This is a genomic window from Falsiruegeria mediterranea M17 (assembly GCF_900302455.1).
Lineage (GTDB): Bacteria > Pseudomonadota > Alphaproteobacteria > Rhodobacterales > Rhodobacteraceae > Falsiruegeria > Falsiruegeria mediterranea.
The window spans coordinates 202,137-218,626 of the sequence record NZ_ONZG01000001.1 but is presented as its reverse complement, the minus strand read 5'-3'; the positions used below and the strand labels follow the sequence as shown (position 1 = coordinate 218,626).

General features: G+C 58.8%; 18 protein-coding genes. 10 read left to right on the top strand and 8 right to left on the bottom strand.

Translation table 11 applies throughout. The features are described from left to right. Positions 1-37: 37 nt before the first annotated feature. Both TRM7615_RS01105 and TRM7615_RS01100 read left to right on the top strand, forming a co-directional pair. Positions 38-427 (top strand): hypothetical protein, encoded by a 390-nt coding sequence (locus TRM7615_RS01105; protein WP_108785070.1) that lies wholly within the window; start codon positions 38-40, stop codon positions 425-427. A gap of 118 nt (positions 428-545) precedes the next feature. Further along, positions 546-755 carry a hypothetical protein gene (locus tag TRM7615_RS01100; protein WP_108785069.1) on the top strand — a complete coding sequence of 70 codons (210 nt, stop codon included), beginning with the start codon at positions 546-548 and terminating at the stop codon, positions 753-755. Here TRM7615_RS01100 and TRM7615_RS01095 read toward each other — a convergent pair. Continuing rightward, on the bottom strand, positions 752-1,039 hold the full coding sequence (locus tag TRM7615_RS01095) for a hypothetical protein (RefSeq protein WP_108785068.1): 288 nt from the start codon (positions 1,037-1,039) through the stop codon (positions 752-754). The two genes, TRM7615_RS01100 and TRM7615_RS01095, sit on opposite strands and share 4 nt — an antisense overlap. Before the next feature lie 57 nt (positions 1,040-1,096). Beyond that, a complete protein-coding gene (locus TRM7615_RS01090) occupies positions 1,097-1,939 on the bottom strand; it encodes an LOG family protein (protein ID WP_108785067.1) in 843 nt (280 codons plus the stop codon). 79 nt (positions 1,940-2,018) lie between these two features. Between TRM7615_RS01090 and TRM7615_RS01085 the strand changes: the two genes are divergently transcribed. From TRM7615_RS01085 to TRM7615_RS01075, 3 genes are all read left to right on the top strand, one after another. After that, the gene (locus TRM7615_RS01085; RefSeq protein ID WP_108785066.1) at positions 2,019-2,939 is read left to right on the top strand and encodes a threonine/serine dehydratase; all 921 of its coding nucleotides are present in this window, start codon (positions 2,019-2,021) and stop codon (positions 2,937-2,939) included. A 97-nt stretch (positions 2,940-3,036) separates the two neighbouring features. Then, on the top strand, positions 3,037-3,864 hold the full coding sequence (gene dapD / locus TRM7615_RS01080; protein ID WP_108785065.1) for a 2,3,4,5-tetrahydropyridine-2,6-dicarboxylate N-succinyltransferase: 828 nt from the start codon (positions 3,037-3,039) through the stop codon (positions 3,862-3,864). Positions 3,865-3,960: 96 nt separating this feature from the next. Next, the gene (locus TRM7615_RS01075; RefSeq protein ID WP_235823987.1) at positions 3,961-4,728 is read left to right on the top strand and encodes a YHYH protein; all 768 of its coding nucleotides are present in this window, start codon (positions 3,961-3,963) and stop codon (positions 4,726-4,728) included. On the opposite strand, the gene TRM7615_RS01070 is transcribed toward TRM7615_RS01075, so the two are convergent. Further along, positions 4,725-6,293: a choice-of-anchor L domain-containing protein gene (locus tag TRM7615_RS01070; RefSeq protein WP_108785064.1), complete on the bottom strand. Its 1,569-nt coding sequence runs from the start codon at positions 6,291-6,293 to the stop codon at positions 4,725-4,727. The genes TRM7615_RS01075 and TRM7615_RS01070 overlap by 4 nt on opposite strands. Positions 6,294-6,437: 144 nt before the next feature. Between TRM7615_RS01070 and TRM7615_RS01065 the strand changes: the two genes are divergently transcribed. Further along, positions 6,438-6,785, top strand: a complete 348-nt coding sequence (locus TRM7615_RS01065; protein WP_108785063.1) for a DUF8846 family protein — start codon at positions 6,438-6,440, stop codon at positions 6,783-6,785. Here TRM7615_RS01065 and TRM7615_RS01060 read toward each other — a convergent pair whose 3' ends face one another. From TRM7615_RS01060 to TRM7615_RS01050, 3 genes are all read right to left on the bottom strand, one after another. Next, positions 6,786-7,841, bottom strand: coding sequence for a transporter substrate-binding domain-containing protein (locus TRM7615_RS01060; RefSeq protein ID WP_108785062.1), 1,056 nt, complete (start codon positions 7,839-7,841; stop codon positions 6,786-6,788). 65 nt (positions 7,842-7,906) lie between these two features. Next, positions 7,907-9,001, bottom strand: coding sequence for a Hint domain-containing protein (locus tag TRM7615_RS01055; protein ID WP_108785061.1), 1,095 nt, complete (start codon positions 8,999-9,001; stop codon positions 7,907-7,909). Between the two features lie 2 nt (positions 9,002-9,003). Next, complete coding sequence (locus TRM7615_RS01050) at positions 9,004-10,587, bottom strand: Hint domain-containing protein (RefSeq protein WP_108785060.1); 1,584 nt, start codon at positions 10,585-10,587, stop codon at positions 9,004-9,006. A 293-nt stretch (positions 10,588-10,880) separates the two neighbouring features. Between TRM7615_RS01050 and dapE the strand changes: the two genes are divergently transcribed. From dapE to rnr, 4 genes are read left to right on the top strand one after another with little or no spacing between them, the layout of a single operon-like run. Continuing rightward, positions 10,881-12,026: a succinyl-diaminopimelate desuccinylase gene (dapE, locus tag TRM7615_RS01045; RefSeq protein WP_108785059.1), complete on the top strand. Its 1,146-nt coding sequence runs from the start codon at positions 10,881-10,883 to the stop codon at positions 12,024-12,026. After that, positions 12,023-12,448: a GNAT family N-acetyltransferase gene (locus tag TRM7615_RS01040; protein WP_108785058.1), complete on the top strand. Its 426-nt coding sequence runs from the start codon at positions 12,023-12,025 to the stop codon at positions 12,446-12,448. Before dapE ends, TRM7615_RS01040 begins: the two co-directional genes overlap by 4 nt. Beyond that, on the top strand, positions 12,445-13,023 hold the full coding sequence (locus TRM7615_RS01035; protein ID WP_108785057.1) for a TIGR04282 family arsenosugar biosynthesis glycosyltransferase: 579 nt from the start codon (positions 12,445-12,447) through the stop codon (positions 13,021-13,023). The genes TRM7615_RS01040 and TRM7615_RS01035 overlap by 4 nt, the downstream gene beginning before the upstream one ends. Before the next feature lie 45 nt (positions 13,024-13,068). After that, the gene (gene rnr / locus TRM7615_RS01030; RefSeq protein ID WP_108785056.1) at positions 13,069-15,321 is read left to right on the top strand and encodes a ribonuclease R; all 2,253 of its coding nucleotides are present in this window, start codon (positions 13,069-13,071) and stop codon (positions 15,319-15,321) included. Position 15,322: 1 nt separating this feature from the next. On the opposite strand, the gene TRM7615_RS01025 is transcribed toward rnr, so the two are convergent. Both TRM7615_RS01025 and TRM7615_RS01020 read right to left on the bottom strand, forming a co-directional pair. Next, positions 15,323-15,715, bottom strand: a complete 393-nt coding sequence (locus TRM7615_RS01025; protein WP_108785055.1) for a DUF1801 domain-containing protein — start codon at positions 15,713-15,715, stop codon at positions 15,323-15,325. Beyond that, the gene (locus TRM7615_RS01020; RefSeq protein WP_108785054.1) at positions 15,712-16,410 is read right to left on the bottom strand and encodes a glutathione S-transferase family protein; all 699 of its coding nucleotides are present in this window, start codon (positions 16,408-16,410) and stop codon (positions 15,712-15,714) included. The genes TRM7615_RS01025 and TRM7615_RS01020 overlap by 4 nt, the downstream gene beginning before the upstream one ends. Positions 16,411-16,490 lie beyond the last annotated feature (80 nt).

Here is a 16,490-nt window from a genome sequence, read left to right as displayed (position 1 = left end):
CACGTTCTGATGAAATTGAATGTGAGGAATTGATCCCATGTCCCGCCGTATCTTGTCGGCTGTCGCATTGTTGATCGGCAACGCCGTCGGTCTTCTGCTGGCAGTTGCTCTGCTGCCCGGTTTTAAAATCGCGCCGCTGTCGATCATTGTTGTCGTTTTGGTTTTCACAGTTGTTCAGGTGATCGCAGATCCGTTGATCACCAAGATCAGCGAAAAGAATGTTCCGGCGCTCAAAGGGGGGGTGGCGTTGGCCGTGACCTTTGTTGGTCTACTGATCACCGACCTGGTTGCATCCGGCCTGACCGTTGGCGGTGTGTCGAACCTGCTGGCCGCAACTTTGCTGGTTTGGCTGGGCGCCGTGATCGCGGGCGTTCTGATCCCCATGTTCCTGTTCAAGGAACTGCAAGACAGCAAAGCCAAGAAGTAATCGGTCCCAAGGCAGCCCCACAGGCTGCCTTAATCTTTCCCCATTTCTGGTAAATTTCAGCCCCGATCAACAGTCAGTTTCCATTCTGTAAACAAACATAACGATTGAGGATGAAAAAATGGCACAGGCAGATATTGGCGGCACGCTGATCGAAGACGGTATTCTGGATTTGCTCCGTCAGGAGCGCACCAAAGCATTGAGCGCACGGGAATGGAAATTCCGGATTGCGGGCTTTGGCTACGCGATCAAGGACGTGCGCGGCTCGCAGATTGTCACCAAGCTCCCCCAAGGGACAGAACTGGGCGTGCTTCCGGCGCAGTTTGCTTAAACCGACACCACCGCTGGCCCTTCGAGCGCGCCGGTGTTGGTGCCGCCCGTTTCGGGGCGCGTATCGGCCCGCATGTGCATGACGGTCTCGCGCACACGGTTCCAAGTCCCCTCGTCGGGGTAGATCAACACGATCATCCCCTCGGTCGGACCAGTGCGGACCAGGTGACCTGAAGTTGCCCCCATGGCCTTGAGCTGGCTGAGCTTTGACTCGGCGCTTTCGATCAATGCGGCTTCGTCGAGCGTTTCGTCATAACGCCAGGTCGAGACGGTTACATATGCCATTGGCCCCTCCTGTGTGGCTGAGGGGCCCAGTCTAGCACAGATTTACCGATTCCCGGATCAACGCCCAGGAATGTCGGTCCGTGGGGCCGCAACACCCCAGCTTTCGATCATCTCCATCGCCTCTTGCGCGGTGTCGACAAAGCGGAACAGGTTCAGATCCTCCTCCGAGATCGTTCCGGCATCCGCCAGAGCCTCCCAGTTGATCACCTTCTCCCAGAACTCACGACCAAAGAGCAGGAACGGAACCCGGTCCATGCGCCCGGTCTGGATCAGAGTGAGCGCCTCGAACATTTCGTCCATCGTGCCGAAGCCGCCAGGGAAGACGGTGATGGCCCGCGCGCGCATCAGGAAATGCATCTTGCGGATCGCAAAGTAGTGAAAGTTGAAACTCAGGTCAGGCGTGACATAAGCATTCGGAGCCTGTTCGTGCGGCAGCACGATGTTCAGACCGATGGAACAACCACCTGCATCTTCGGCGCCACGGTTGCCCGCCTCCATCACGCCGGGACCGCCGCCGGTGACGATCACGTTCTCACGGCAGCCCGATTGCTTGGATTTCTCGGTCATCAGCCGCGCAAACTCACGTGCCTCGTCATAGTATTCGGACAGGTTTGCCAGCGTTTGCGTCCGCGCGGTGTGCTTCTGCGCAGGTTCAGGAATACGCGCGCCGCCAAACATAACGATGGTCGAGGTGATCTCGCGCTCGCCCATTATCAGTTCCGGTTTCAGCAGTTCCAGTTGCAGACGCACGGGCCGCAGTTCGTCCCGGCACAGGAAATCCTCGTCCGCAAAGGCCAGCTTGTAGGCGGGTGAGCGGGTTTGCGGCGTGTCCGGAACCTCACGCGCGGTCGAGCGGTCGGTGCCCGCGTCGCGGAAGGGGCTCAGGCGGTCTTCTTTCATGGCACGGTGTTCCCTGCTTGCGTGTTTTTTCAACAGCTATAGGGTTCGCACCGGCAACACCAGTGACAGGAACGCGACCATGCAATGGAAATCGGACATCAGGGCAGCAGCGGAGAGAATTGCTGGTCATGTGCAAAAGACACCAGTGATGACGGTGAACGGGTTCGGCCTGGATTTTCCGGTCGAGCTGAAGTTGGAACACACCCAGCACACCGGAAGTTTCAAGGCGCGCGGCGCGTTCAATACCTTGCTCAGCAGTGATGTGCCTGAGGCAGGCGTCGTCGCGGCGTCCGGCGGCAACCATGGCGCGGCGGCGGCCTATGCGGCGCGAGCTTTGGGCTATCCGGCGAAGATCTTTGTGCCCGAGATGGCAGGCCCGTCAAAGATTGCCCTGATCGAAGGAATTGGTGCAGATCTGACCGTGGTGCCGGGTGAGTACGCCAATGCTCTGGCGTTGGCGCAAGCCCATGAAACTGACACTGGCGCGATGCAAATCCATGCCTATGACGCGCCCGCTACGGTGGCTGGTCAAGGGACGTGTTTCGCGGAATGGGATGCGCAGGGACTTGAAGCTGACACCGTGTTGATCGCGGTTGGCGGAGGTGGCTTGATCGCGGGTGCTTTGGCGTGGTTTCAAGGCGCGCGCAAGGTTGTGGCGGTTGAGCCCGAGACTTCATGCGCGCTGAACGCGGCATTGAACGCGGGGGAGCCAGTGGATGTCAGCGTGTCCGGCGTGGCGGCCAATGCGCTTGGTGCGCGTCGGATTGGAGACATCTGTTTTGGTCTCGCGCCGGGGATGCCATCGGTGCTGGTAAGCGATGAGGCAATCACTCAAGCGCAACAGGCGCTTTGGCGGGAACATCGACAGCTGGTCGAGCCTGCGGGGGCGACGGCGCTGGCTGCGCTGATGTCGGGTGCGTATGACCCGGAACCGGACGAGCGGGTCGCTGTGCTGGTCTGTGGCGGCAATATCGCGCCCGATCCGTTGGCTGGCGCATGAAAACGCCGCAAAGGGGCGCGGGCGCGTCGGATTGCGCCTTGGCCCGTTGCCCCTTATAGGCCATGTCAACGTGACGAGAATCTCAGGGAGCCCATCCATGTCGAACGCACAACTCGAAGCCGCCATCGAAGCCGCCTGGGAGGCGCGCGACACGATCACCCCCGCCACCACCGGTGAACAACGCGAAGCTATCGAAGACACGCTGAACGCGCTGGACAGCGGTGCGCTGCGCGTTGCCGAAAAGCTGGACAGCGGCGATTGGCACGTGAATCAGTGGGCGAAAAAGGCGGTTCTGCTGGGCTTTCGCATCAAGGACATGGAGCAGCAGGACGGCGGCCCGCAGGGCAGCGGCTGGTGGGACAAGGTTGACAGCAAATTCAAAGGCTGGGGCGACGAGCAGTGGAAAGCGGCAGGTTTCCGTGCCGTGCCCAACTGTGTTGTCCGCAAATCCGCTTACATCGCGCCTGGCGTGGTTCTGATGCCGTCCTTTGTGAACCTGGGCGCCCACGTGGACGAGGGCACCATGGTTGATACCTGGGCCACTGTTGGATCGTGCGCACAGATCGGCAAGAACGTGCACCTGTCGGGTGGCGTCGGCATCGGTGGCGTTCTGGAGCCGATGCAGGCTGGCCCCACCATCATCGAAGACAACTGCTTTATCGGAGCCCGTTCCGAAGTGGTCGAAGGTTGCATCGTGCGCGAAGGTTCGGTTCTGGGCATGGGCGTGTTCATCGGCCAGTCGACCAAGATCGTTGACCGCGAAACCGGCGAAGTCATGTACGGTGAAGTGCCGCCCTATTCAGTGGTTGTTGCAGGCTCGATGCCGTCCAAGAACAACGTTAACCTCTACTGCGCCGTGATCGTGAAGCGCGTGGACGAAAAGACCCGTTCCAAGACAGGGATCAACGAGTTGCTGCGCGACTGATCCCGACCCAGTTCAAAACTTTTTCAAAAACGGCCGCGACGGAAACCCGTCGCGGTCGCGTTGTATCAGGCATCCGACAAAGGTGGAGGAAACCTGATGATACGTTTGCTGGTTCTGGCCGGGTTGATGACCGTGGCCGTATTTTTGAAGAGTTCCCCTGGGCACACGGCCAATTCGGTCAACATCAGCACCAAGGGTGATCAACGTTGCATCAGTTCAAATGGCACGCCCAACCATACCATCGGCACTTTCCCGAACCGGGGTAACCCACATCGGTTCCGCGCGCAAAAGGTGACATATTGCGTGGATGCCATGCCGCGCGACACAGGCCGTATCACGCATCGGACCAACGCGTCCGGCATTTCATTGACAGGCATTCCGTTTCGGCCCGGTACAGCGGATTTCTATGATGCTTCAAGCCCGCGAGGGTTTTCCCGTGACGGCTCCAGTGGGTGGCGGCTTGAGGGGATGGGGGCTGCGGACATGTTGGGCATGGACCGGCAAAACGCCCATGTGGATCATCGTGGGCTTTATCACTATCACGCTCCGGCCCCTGCCTTGATCGCTTCGCTCAAGGGCACATTGATTGGATATGCGGCAGATGGCTTTCCGATCCACTACGTCGGCGACAGCGTCAAGCCGTCCTGGCAACTGAAGCCTGGCAAACGCCCGACCGCGCCCCATGGCCGGTATGATGGCACCTACGAACAGGATTGGCAGCATGTGGCAGGCAGCGGTAACCTGGACGAATGCAACGGGGCTATCGTCGACGGCAATTATGTCTACTTTGCCACCGACAGCTTTCCGTTTTTCCCAAGGTGCTTTCGTGGCACCGTCAGTCAGGACTTCCTGGGCCGTCCCTAACCCCGAATGAGCGCGCGGGTTTCATAACCACGCAAGGACATCCGAGCCGAGGGGCCGTATCCATAGTCCCCTTTTGTCAGATCGGGCATGAGATTGAGGATCTCGTCCCGGGTCTCTGCGTCGAACGAATCGACCGTCATGTCGCCGGGATGGTAGCTTTCGCTTTCCAACCCGTTGCCTCGAACAACTTCGTGCCGATCGAACAGAAGATGGACATAGGTTATGGGCTGACCATCCGCGCATCGTCTGATGGAACGATCGTTGATCAGATGTTTGGCCTGCACCAACACCTCGGACGAACCAAACATCATCTCGGACATGGCCGTGGTCAACAGAATGCGGTGATTGGGAGAGACGGCAACGGCGTCGTGATCGCCAAGCGCGCCACGTGCAAAGAGGATGGGGGCATCTTTGCCACTGGCGATCCGCTCGGTTTTTCCGATCCACCTCAAAGGTTGATGTCCGTGGTCCCGGGTGTGAACCAGATCTCCAGGTTCCAGATCTTCGACTGGAACGCGCCCGCTGGCCGTGTCGATCAGTGTCCCGGCCACAAAACAGGGTGTTGTCCGGACCGTCACGATTGCCGTATCCGTGTTCCCGGCGCCGTCTTCCACCTGATAGGAGAAGGTGTTCGATCCTTCGTCGCCATCGGACGCAACAGTCAGCGTGCCATCCCCGTTGACCGTGATCTCTTCGCCGCTGTTCAGGGTGATCGTATCGCCCGCCGAGACGGCCTGGCCATTGATCATCGTGATCTTCATCACGCCCGTAGCCTGCGACTGGTCGTTGGCAAGCACGTCGACGGTTGCTTCGCCGTCGCCGTTGATATCGACCTCGTCATTGGTTGCAATCAGCGTGGACTGGATGGAGTCGCCTGCGATCAATAGGTTGGAATCATAGCTTGAATCACCACCATCAGCGATTGCGATCTTGATCGTGTTGACTTCGCCAGGATTCACCGGGGCCTTGACCGTCAACGTGACGGTGAAGCCGTCCATTTCGGTGTTGTAGGTGTCTGCGCTGGCAGCATTGTCGACGTACAGGTTGGCATTCGATGTGTCGTTGATGTTGTTGATCGTGACTTCGCCATCTCCGACCATCAATTCGGCCGGCTGACCGTTGACGAAAATTCCCACGGCGTCGTTGAAGCCGGATCCCACGTATTCAAGGTATTCTTCGGATGCGAAGGTGAATTGCATGGTCAGCGTGCTGCCGTCGGGGACAAAGTCGGCCTCGAACACGGCGGCATCATAGGTCTGCGCTCCGGCCATTTCGGTCAGATCGCTGTCACCCGCACGCCAGTGGCTGGTCGAGGTTCCGGAACTGTCGTTCACGTCCCCCGAGCTGTTGGTGACGTCGTTGGCGCGACCGGTGGACAGGATTACACCAGTGTCCGACGGTGTCAGCGCATCGCTGACGCTGTCGCCGTTGCTGTAGATGCCAGAGGCCGAATTTGCCCCGGTGAAATCGGCGCTAACAATCTGGATACCGTCGCCGAACATGGCCTCGGCCATTTCCATGTCAGTGGCTTGGGTATCAACCGGCAGTTTTGAGGCTTGGGGCATTCCGAACTTCCATACGTCTTTCTTTGACGTAGAAGTACCCAGCCAATTCTTCTGATTCCGTTGTCGGCCAATCGCGATTTTTCTCGCATTTTACACAGCGAACGCCCATTGACCCACCAGTGGGCCGCACGGTATGGCGCGCGCATGGAAAAGAAAAAGAAACCCTCCCGCCAGCAAGTCTATACCCTGTTGGTTCAGATCGGCCGCAAAGAAGGCGATGGACTGCCCGAAGGCGCGACCGGCGCTGCGCTGATGTGTTACGCCAGTGGCGTGGACGAGGCCGAAGCCGTGCGCGAGACAGTTGCCATTCTGAAACAGGCCGATACGGCGCCTTTGGATGTGACCGGATACGGTACGTTGGCGGAACGCGAGGCAGAGGGTCACGACATCAGCGACGAAGAGCGTGAGTTGATGGATCGTGCTCTGGCGGAGAACGCGGTTATCGTGGCTCAGATGACGCCCTTCTTTGACGACGGTACGCACGAAGCCTGATCAGTTTCGGATGCCGAACCACTTGCGATAAAGATCGTCGTAGGTGCCGTTCTCGCGCAGGGCCAACAGTGCCTGGTTGACGTCTTCAACCAAGGGTGAACCGGTGGGGAACGCGATGCCATAGTTTTCCCTCAGGAAGATGGCACCGGTCATGGAGGCGTGTTCCATACCTTCGTGTGAGGCGTAGTAGGACAAGATCGGTGCGTCAAAAACAACAGCGTCCAGATTGGCCTGCTCAAAGGCTTGAATCATCGGATCCAACCCTTCGAAAGCAACATAGTTGAGCTCTCTGCGATCAAGAAACCCGGCGGCCGTGGACCCATCGATTGTACCAACGCGTTGCCCATAAAGGTCGTTGACCGAATTGATCGACCCACTGATCGCCTCGACCGTCATGACCGAGGTGATCCGAGCGGTAAAGACCGACACGATGAACAGGGACGAGATCACCAGGATCACACCAAAGACCCGGCCAAAGGCGGTGCGGGGCACGCGCTCTTCGAAACCGCCGTTTACAACCAGATTGAGCGCCCACCAGAAGGATGGGAACCAGGCCTGATTGGCAGGGCGGTCAAAATAAGGCTGGGCGCGGCGCTCAAAGTACCACATCAACATCCCGCCACACATGAGCATCAGAAAGGCAAGGCCGATGGCGATGAACAGATCAAGTGATAGAAGCGCCGACATAAGGGACGGTGAGCGCGCCTGATCGGCCGACACCATCAGTTGCAACCCGGATTCGAAAATTGGCTGGCTGAAATCCATTCGCGTTTCACGGGCCGCCGTGATCGAGATGTTTGCGATGGCCATATCAGCCGATCCATCCTCGACCGAGGACAGCATGTCTGCGAACTGTTCGAACCGTTGAATCCGGATGTCCCAATTCAGTGCTTCGGCCAGAGCCGCCATCAACTCGATCGAGAATCCTTCCTCTGCTCCGTTCTCGGCATACGAGAACGGCGGACGGGAAACCGTAGAGACCGTCAGGGTCTGTGCAATGGTTGCTTGAGCCCAAAGTGTGAGTGTCAGGCACAAGCCGAGGAGAAGGCCGCGCATATTAACCATCAAGATTTTGCGCGTTCCTAGACAGTTTCGACCGACTGGGCAAGCCCGCCTTTAGGTCAAGCAACCCGACGCTCGGCAAGGATGCGGGCGTCAAAGGCGCGCAAGACCGGGAATTTCGACCTTCCATGGTCAGGCAGACCATGGCGATCCAACTGCCCCAACAGGCTTGCAGCCAAGTGGTCAGGTTTGCGGCGCAGGCGACCGATATAGAGGCTTTGGGCAACAGTTCCTGCTGCCAAGATCGGTTCATTTTCAGGCAAAAGCAGTTGCTGATACATAACGGTAAGTCCACACTTCGCAGGCAGGACCGAGGCTCCTCCGGCCAGATGACGAACCGGGGTGGCAACTGCTTCGTGTCCGAACATGTACTCGACCTCACTGCCCGCCAACACCAAGCGTTGGTCCGGAGCTGTCTGGATGTCCTGTTGCAGGCCAAAATACGGCGCACGCAAATGAAGTGGTTTCGCGGTCCCACGCGCCACCATCGTATGGGTGATCTTGTGCAGCACAGGTACGATTTCACGGTCCGCAGTCAGCACCACATCCCCGCGCTTCAACTTGCTGATCGGCCGGTAACCATCAGGGGTTGCGATTGGCGTGTTTGGAAGAAGAGATGGCATCGGTCCTACTGGTTCAATGTCGTTGCTCAACGCCATGTAAATTACATCCGGAGACACAAAACGATGTTCTCCGGGTTCGAATAGAGCACGAATGTCGCCGACCCTAAGGGGACAGGGGCGCGGCGCATTTGCAACAAACAAGGTGTCCTGGTCGTTCTGTTCTACGGCCAGACGTCCCCAGCGGGCCGGCGCGTCCCAGGAATATGTCAGACGCAGGACGTCCAAGCGCCCCATCTCCGAGGGATTCAAGGCTTTGTGCAGGACCGAGTCCCCTTGAAAGAGGATCAGGATCAGGCCACCACCGGGGATTGCCTGCAGCGACAAGTGAAACGGCCAATCTCCACCTCGCTCATAATGTACCAGCGACCTGGGGCGGCTTGTGGTGGGCAGCCGGGTTTCGATGACAAGAGAACCACGGGTCAACAGATCGTCTTCGCGCGATCCGATCAGAGGCAGGTCTTCGGGATGACGGTCCAGGCCTTGCGGCGCGAAATGGTGGCCGTCGGCATCCGAGAGTGCGATCCAGGTCATGCTCAGGCCACCCTTTGCGCAGACATCAGAACCTGCGCTTCGTACTTGCGCAGGGTACGCCGGGCGGCGGGGCTGTATCCCTCGCCAGTGTTCGGGTCCAGTTCCGGGAAGATGGCGCAGATCTCGTCGACGATGGGCTGCTCGAACAGCTCGGTAGTTTGTGGGCCGGGCAGGAAGCTCTCGGTCGGGAGGCCTTCGGAATAGATGACCTGATGTTGGTCGAACATCAGATGCACATAGGTCACTGCACGCCCTTCGATACGGGTGACCGAATGATCGTTGACCAGATCCTTGGCTGCTACCAGAACCTCACCCTCGCCGAATAGAAGCTCGGCCAGACTGTCACGAACCAGAACTCGGTGCTGTGGTGAGACCAATAGATCTCGATGCGCACCGAAGGTACCGGCGAGAATGCGGATCGGTGCCAGATCCCCTTGGGCCCGCACCGTGCGTCGTCCGATCCAGCGCAAGGGTTGGGGTCCGTGATCCTGGGTGTCGACCAGTTGGCCCAAAGCAAGCCGCTCAACAGGTCTCTCGCCGTCTGGTGTACGGATCATGGTGCCTGACACGAAACAGGGGACTGAACTGACGTTGACGATCCCTGTGTCGTCGTTTGTTCCGTTTGAAACCCCGTAGGTGAAGTTGAAGTCTTCGGTATCTCCATCACCGAAAATCGTGATCGTGCCGTCACCATTCAAAAGGATGGTTTGACCTGTATTCAGCGTCACTGTGTCACCGGCGTTGACCGCCACACCATTGAGATGGGTGATCGTTAGCGTGCTGCCAGTGGTGTTCTGGTCATTGGAAAGAACGTCAATCGTTTGCGATCCATCCGGATGGACGGTTGCGTCGTCCGTGTTCGCGACCAAGGCGGTTTGCACACTGTCTGCGGCAATCAGCAGAGAAGAGTCGTAACTGCTGTCTGAAACATCCGCGATGCCGATGCGAAGATTGTTCTCGATGCCGGGGATGATATCGATCGTCAGTGTCATAGTGACCGTCAGGCCATCCATTTCAGTGTTGTAGTCGTCGTTTGTGTTGTCCAGAAATAGATTTTCGTTGTTGGTCGAATTGATGTTTCCCGGGTCCGCATCCCCATCACCAAATTGCGTTTCAACTTGTGCCCCGTTGATCCAGACGCCGACGAAGTCCTGGTAAACCGAGTTCTCAAACTCGGGGTATTCTTCGGATGCGAACACGAATTGAAACGTCATCTGCGTGACGGTCGGATCATCTACAGTGAAACTGATGTCCAGATATGAAGCGTCATAGGTATTTGTACCAGCGGCCGCATTGAAATCGGCATTGTTGTTCTCGCCGGATGTGTTGGTCGATGTGCTGCCCGACCGGTTCGGATCCCCGCCGTTGCGGGTGTAGTGGCTTGCGCGTCCCGTGGACAAGATCACGCCCGAATCTGATGGCGTGGCACCTGGGGCCAGCGCGTCACCGTTCGAGAAGATTGCCGAGGATTGGTTCCATCCCGAATATGAGGCGCCGGTGACAGTTACGCCGTCGCCAAAGATCGTCTCGGCCATTTGAATGGCAGACGCATTTGTTTGATAGTTCAGCTCCGCACCGGTCGCCATATCCTGCCCCAACCCTCAGTCTTCTAGAGGCAGAACACCCGGCCGCAGGGGTTGTCCCCTGTCCATGCAAAACGGGTGGCCGCGGCTGTTCTTTTGACGGCGCGCGGTCGTGTTTAGGTCAGTCTTTTGCGACTGTACTGCTGATTGCCCTGCCTCGGGTCATGTTATTGCTCAAAGGGTTAGCACGGGATTTGCCCACGTGTTAAGCGCATTTCGGCCGAAAGGGGTTGGCAACGCGACCTTTTCGTCACAAGTGTGACCCAACAAAGGCCATGACCCAAGTGAGTGAGACGATGACCCAGACCGACGCCGCCCAACTGACCGCTGACCTGATCCGCTGCCCTTCAGTGACGCCGGACGAGGGCGGGGCACTGGTTTTGCTGGCCGAAAAATTGAGCGCCGCCGGCTTTGAATGCACCCGCGTGGATCGCGGCGCGGTGTCGAACCTTTTTGCCCGTTGGGGCGCCAAGGGCCACACGAGAACCTTCGGGTTCAACGGGCATACGGATGTTGTTCCACTCGGTGATGAAGCGGCCTGGACCATGGCGCCGTTTGGTGCGGATGAGAAAGATGGTTTCATGTACGGACGCGGGGCCACCGACATGAAATCGGGTGTCGCTGCTTTTGCCGCTGCAGCCATCGATTTCGTCACCCAAACCCCGCCTGATGGCGCCGTGATCCTGACCATCACCGGTGACGAAGAAGGCGATGCCATCGACGGCACAACGGCTCTGCTGGATTACATGGATGCTCAAAAAGAGGCGATGTCAGTTTGCCTGGTCGGAGAACCCACCTGTCCCGACACCATGGGGGAGATGATCAAGATCGGGCGGCGCGGGTCGATGACAGCATGGTTCACTGTGACGGGTGTTCAGGGCCACTCCGCCTATCCCCATCGCGCCAAAAACCCGCTGCCAGCATTGGCGCGTCTGATGGACCGGTTGGCGAGCCATGAGTTGGATCAGGGGACCGATCACTTTGATGCATCGACCCTGGCTGTAGTGACCATGGATACCGGCAACCCGGCCACCAATGTAATCCCGGCGCAATGTACCGCCGCGGTGAACATTCGGTTTAACGATACGCACACCGGCGCTGGTCTGACCGACTGGCTGCAAAGCGAGCTCGACCAGGTGGCCGATACGTTCGGTGTCGAGATCGAAATGAAGGTCAAAATCTCGGGCGAAAGCTTTCTGACCCCTCCGGGTGCATTGTCCGATCTGGTGGCGGCCTCGGTCGAGGTGGAAACCGGCGTTAAACCCGAACTGTCGACCACAGGTGGCACGTCGGATGCACGCTTTGTCAAAAACCACTGCCCGGTGGTGGAATTCGGCCTGGTCGGCCGCACCATGCATCAAGTTGATGAACGGGTCGAGGTGGCACAGATCCACCAGCTCAAAGGTATCTACACGCGCATCCTGCGAGACTACTTTGCATGACGCTGAAGATTGAAGTGACTGATGATCGCGACACTTGCTTTGCGTTGCGGCACACGGTCTTTGTCGAGGAGCAGGGCGTTCCGATCGAAGAAGAGATCGATCAGCTTGATAAAGTGGCGACCCATATTCTGGCCACGGCGGACGGCGTGCCGACCGGCGCGGCGCGGATTGTGTTTGATGCAGAGACGGCCAAGATCGGTCGCGTTTGTGTGCTTCCCAAAGGGCGTGGAACCGGCATGGGGGTGGCTTTGATCCAAAAAGGAGTCGAGATCGCGCGGGCCAAACCGGGCGTTACCAAGGTCAAACTGGGCGCGCAGATTCATGCCCTTGGGTTCTATGAAAAGCTGGGGTTTCAGGCCTATGGCCCTGTCTACGACGACGCCGGGATAGACCACCGCGATATGGTGCTGGAGTTGGCATGAGGCGTACGCTTGTCATCATGCTCAAGGAGCCCCGCCCCGGCCGGGTTAAAACGCGCCTGGGGCGTGATATCGGCATGGTTGGCGCGGCTTGGTGGTTTCGCCATCAGATACGCAGCCTGATCCGTCGCCTGCGTGATCCACGCTGGCAGATCGTTCTGGCTGTGGCCCCTGACCGAGAAGGTTTGGAAAGCCGCATCTGGCCCGCTGATCTTCCACGTGCGCCGCAGGGGCGTGGCGATCTGGGGGATCGAATGGGACGTATGCTGCGCGGGATGCCTCCCGGTCCGGTTTGTGTAATCGGAGCGGACATCCCTGATATCACTTGTCCGCGTATTGCTCAGGCTTTCCAAGCGCTTGGATCAAATGAGATGGTGTTTGGTCCGGCCCCGGATGGCGGCTATTGGCTGGTGGGGGCCAAGCGTGCGGCAGCCCTCCCCAACACGCTGTTCAAGGGCGTACGCTGGTCGAGCAAGCATGCCTTGGCTGATACGATGGCCTCTGTTCCCGGTCTCAGGACCGATCTGGTGGATGAGTTGCGTGACGTGGACACCAAGGCGGATTTGTCCCGGCTATGACGTTTTGGTCATGACCTTGTCAAAGGGCCGTGATAGGCCAGAAGTATGACGCGTATTCCCACGAAGGAAGAAATCCTCGACTGGATTTCGGCCAACCCGACCCTCACTTCGAAACGAGACATCGCCAAAGCCTTTGGGATCAAGGGCTCGGACAGGATCGACCTGAAACGGTTGCTCAAAGAGCTTGAGGCCGAGGGCCATCTGGAAAAGCGTAAGCGCAGCTATTCCGATCCGGATCGCCTGCCACCAGTCAGCGTGTTGCAGGTCAAGGCACCCGATGAAAACGGGGATCTTTTTGCCAAGCCGATGGAATGGCATGGCGAGGGGGTCGAGCCTGTGGTGTTGGTCATTCCCCGCGCCTCGGACCCGGCGCTGGGCGAAGGGGATCGCATCCTGGCCCGCCTGACTGTAGTCCACGAAGAAGACCATAATTACGAGGCGCGCCTGATCCGCCGTATCGGAGCGAACCCCAAACGTATCTTGGGTGTGTTCCGCAAGCGAAGCGAAGGTGGGCGGATCGTGCCCATCGATAAATCGGCAGGCACCGAGTGGACAGTGGCCGAGGCCGCTGTACTTGGCGCCAAGGATGGTGAGCTGGTTGAGGCGGAGCAAGCCGGACCCAGAGGCCGCATGGGCCTGCCCAAGGCTCGGATTGTCGAACGGTTGGGTGATCCGTCCGCTCCCAAAGCGGTATCGCTGATCGCGATCCATCAGCACGGCATCCCGGATGATTTCCCCGATCCCGTGATTGCCGAGGCCGACGCCGCAAAACCCATGGGGCTGAGCGGCCGCGAGGACCTGCGCGATCTGCCTTTGTTGACCATCGACCCTTCGGATGCGCGCGATCACGACGACGCTTGTTATGCGCATGCCGATGATGACCCAAAAAACCCGGGCGGGCACATCGTCTGGGTCGCGATTGCGGATGTGGCGGCCTATGTGCGCCCGGGCTCGGCCCTTGACCGTGAGGCGCGCAAGCGCGGCAACTCCAGCTACTTTCCCGACCGTGTCGTGCCGATGTTGCCGGATCGACTGTCGGGCGATCTGTGCTCGTTGCACGAAGGCGTTCCGCGTGCCTGTCTGGCTGTGCGGATGCAGCTTGATGCAGACGGCAACAAACTATCGCACCGCTTTGTGCGCGGGTTGATGCGCTCGGTCGCCTCGCTGCACTATGCCGAGGTGCAGGACGCCATTGACGGCAATCCAAATGACCGAACCGGGCCGCTGCTCGACCCGATCCTGAAACCGCTCTATGCCGCTTACGGTGCTTTGAAGAAGGCGCGTGAGGAGCGGCAGCCGCTTGACCTGGATCTGCCGGAACGCAAGATCGTGCTGGACGACGATGGCACAGTGCAATCGGTGAACTTCCGTGACCGGCTGGATGCGCACCGCCTGATTGAAGAGTTCATGGTGTTGGCCAATGTGGCGGCGGCCGAGACGCTGAATGCCAAGAAATCGCCACTGTTGTTCCGCGTGCACGAAGAGCCTGCGCCTGAGAAGTTGGAGTCGCTGCGCGAGACTGCACAGGCGGCGGGATACAACCTGGCCAAGGGGCAGGTGCTGCAGACCCGTCACCTGAACACGTTGCTGCGAGCAGCAGCGGGCACCGACGATGCAGAGTTGATCAATCTGTCGACCCTGCGGTCGATGGCACAGGCCTATTACTCGCCCGAGAACTTTGGCCATTTCGGCCTGGCTTTGCGGAACTATGCACATTTTACCTCACCCATCCGCCGGTATGCGGACCTGATCGTGCACCGCGCTTTGATCAAGGCGCACGGCTGGGGCGATGATGGGTTGCAGCCCGATGAAATCGACCGGCTGGAAGACACCGCCACCCATATCTCGGACACCGAACGCCGCTCGATGATGGCGGAACGCGACACCACCGATCGTTATCTGGCCGCCTATCTGAGCGAGCGAGTGGGCAACGAATTCTCAGGTCGGATCAGTGGCATGGCCAGGTTCGGGGCCTTTGTGAAGATGGACGAAACCGGGGCTGATGGGCTGGTGCCAGTGCGATCCTTGGGGAGGGAGTTCTTTCATTTTGATCGTGAGGCCGGGACACTGATGGGCTCCGATACGGGGATGGTCCTATCCATCGGTCAGCGGGTCACGGTGCGTCTTGCTCAGGCCACACCCGTCACCGGCGGGCTGGAGTTGGAACTGTTGTCGGTCGAAGACAAGGCTATGCCAAAGCCGGTCAGCCCTGCGGGCCGCACGCAGCGTCGCAAGGCGATCAAGGGCAAGCGCAAGCGGGACAAAATCAAGCGCAAGGTGGAGCGTAAGCGGCGCTAACTCACTTCTTTTGGCGATACGTCAACGCGCGAGCGATGAGCCAGCCGTGGCGCCCCTCGTCGATCTGGTCAGCGTCCTTGAACAGAACGGCCCGCGTGCCCTCGATCCTGTCTGCCTTGGGAAAGGCCATTTCGTAGTCTGGGATCAGGCGGCTTTGGCAATGGACAAACAAGGCGAAACCCCCTGATTTGGGAATGCCCAAACGAATGGTTGATCCTTTGGGTGTCAGATAGGCGGGTTGCCCCCATTTCAGGGTTTCCTCAACCTGTGGCTCATTGGGCAAGTCACCCGCCACGTCAAAGATCAGTTCGCGCAGACGCAACAAGCCTTCACGACGCTCAGATGGGATCGCCGCAAAAGCTGCGGCGACCTGTTCGTTGGCATAGGGTGTCATTTCAAATCAAACGCCTGATCCATTCTTGCGACATAGTCGGTCAGCAACCTGTCATTGGCAATCCGCTGTTGCAGGGATGTTTTGACCGGCGTTGCCGCCATCGCGGCCAGCATCGGAGCGACAGAATAGTCCGCAGAACTCGGCGTGCTGCCCATCAGAAAGGGTGAATGCCACAGAAATGCGGAGATTGCGGTCAGGTCGTTCTCGACCCGCTCCAACCGTTCAGCTTGCGAAAACCGCGATACGCCCTGGATGTCCAACCCGCGCAGAACCGACTTGCGCACCGATTTGGTGATCGGCCCTCGGATCAGACGAGGCACACCGGAAAAGAATGTTTCGCGCAGGACGGGCCAGACTTCGTCGTTGCCCCAGCGGTCCATGACCAATTGAAAATACAGGTGATCCTCGGCCATGCGGATCAGCGCGCGGGACTGGCCCTTTTGTAGATCGCTGAGGCCTTGATCAAAATCTGCTCCGCGTGTCTCCAACCAGCCGCGAATGGCGTCGCTGTCGGGCATCAGCCGCTCTGGTGTGCGCAGCACGGGCAGTTTGCGGTGGGGCATTCTGCGCGGGTCGAGCAAGTCGGACCGCTGCCATTGCTGGCCAGACGCTTCGAGGAGGTAAGCTGCTTTGACGCAAAAGGGACTGCCGCTGAAGAGGCCAAAGGCGGATGGGTAAATGAGAAGGGTCAACATGACTGAACTCCGTGATTTGAATTGAGTCGAACCCTAGAGGTGCTTGATGACAGTTTCTGTCATCAGTGATAGGCAGGATG

What these genes read in the sequence shown, in the direction of transcription:
- dapE (WP_108785059.1), top strand. Translation starts at nt 10,881, where the DNA reads ATGACCCAGACCGACGCCGCCCAACTGACCGCTGACCTGATCCGCTGC.
- TRM7615_RS01105 (WP_108785070.1), top strand. Translation starts at nt 38, where the DNA reads ATGTCCCGCCGTATCTTGTCGGCTGTCGCATTGTTGATCGGCAACGCC.
- TRM7615_RS01090 (WP_108785067.1), bottom strand. Translation starts at nt 1,939, where the DNA reads ATGAAAGAAGACCGCCTGAGCCCCTTCCGCGACGCGGGCACCGACCGC.
- dapD (WP_108785065.1), top strand. Translation starts at nt 3,037, where the DNA reads ATGTCGAACGCACAACTCGAAGCCGCCATCGAAGCCGCCTGGGAGGCG.
- TRM7615_RS01085 (WP_108785066.1), top strand. Translation starts at nt 2,019, where the DNA reads ATGCAATGGAAATCGGACATCAGGGCAGCAGCGGAGAGAATTGCTGGT.
- TRM7615_RS01100 (WP_108785069.1), top strand. Translation starts at nt 546, where the DNA reads ATGGCACAGGCAGATATTGGCGGCACGCTGATCGAAGACGGTATTCTG.
- TRM7615_RS01075 (WP_235823987.1), top strand. Translation starts at nt 3,961, where the DNA reads ATGATACGTTTGCTGGTTCTGGCCGGGTTGATGACCGTGGCCGTATTT.
- TRM7615_RS01025 (WP_108785055.1), bottom strand. Translation starts at nt 15,715, where the DNA reads ATGACACCCTATGCCAACGAACAGGTCGCCGCAGCTTTTGCGGCGATC.
- TRM7615_RS01050 (WP_108785060.1), bottom strand. Translation starts at nt 10,587, where the DNA reads ATGGCGACCGGTGCGGAGCTGAACTATCAAACAAATGCGTCTGCCATT.
- TRM7615_RS01095 (WP_108785068.1), bottom strand. Translation starts at nt 1,039, where the DNA reads ATGGCATATGTAACCGTCTCGACCTGGCGTTATGACGAAACGCTCGAC.
- TRM7615_RS01060 (WP_108785062.1), bottom strand. Translation starts at nt 7,841, where the DNA reads ATGCGCGGCCTTCTCCTCGGCTTGTGCCTGACACTCACACTTTGGGCT.
- TRM7615_RS01040 (WP_108785058.1), top strand. Translation starts at nt 12,023, where the DNA reads ATGACGCTGAAGATTGAAGTGACTGATGATCGCGACACTTGCTTTGCG.
- TRM7615_RS01065 (WP_108785063.1), top strand. Translation starts at nt 6,438, where the DNA reads ATGGAAAAGAAAAAGAAACCCTCCCGCCAGCAAGTCTATACCCTGTTG.
- TRM7615_RS01020 (WP_108785054.1), bottom strand. Translation starts at nt 16,410, where the DNA reads ATGTTGACCCTTCTCATTTACCCATCCGCCTTTGGCCTCTTCAGCGGC.
- rnr (WP_108785056.1), top strand. Translation starts at nt 13,069, where the DNA reads ATGACGCGTATTCCCACGAAGGAAGAAATCCTCGACTGGATTTCGGCC.
- TRM7615_RS01035 (WP_108785057.1), top strand. Translation starts at nt 12,445, where the DNA reads ATGAGGCGTACGCTTGTCATCATGCTCAAGGAGCCCCGCCCCGGCCGG.
- TRM7615_RS01070 (WP_108785064.1), bottom strand. Translation starts at nt 6,293, where the DNA reads ATGCCCCAAGCCTCAAAACTGCCGGTTGATACCCAAGCCACTGACATG.
- TRM7615_RS01055 (WP_108785061.1), bottom strand. Translation starts at nt 9,001, where the DNA reads ATGACCTGGATCGCACTCTCGGATGCCGACGGCCACCATTTCGCGCCG.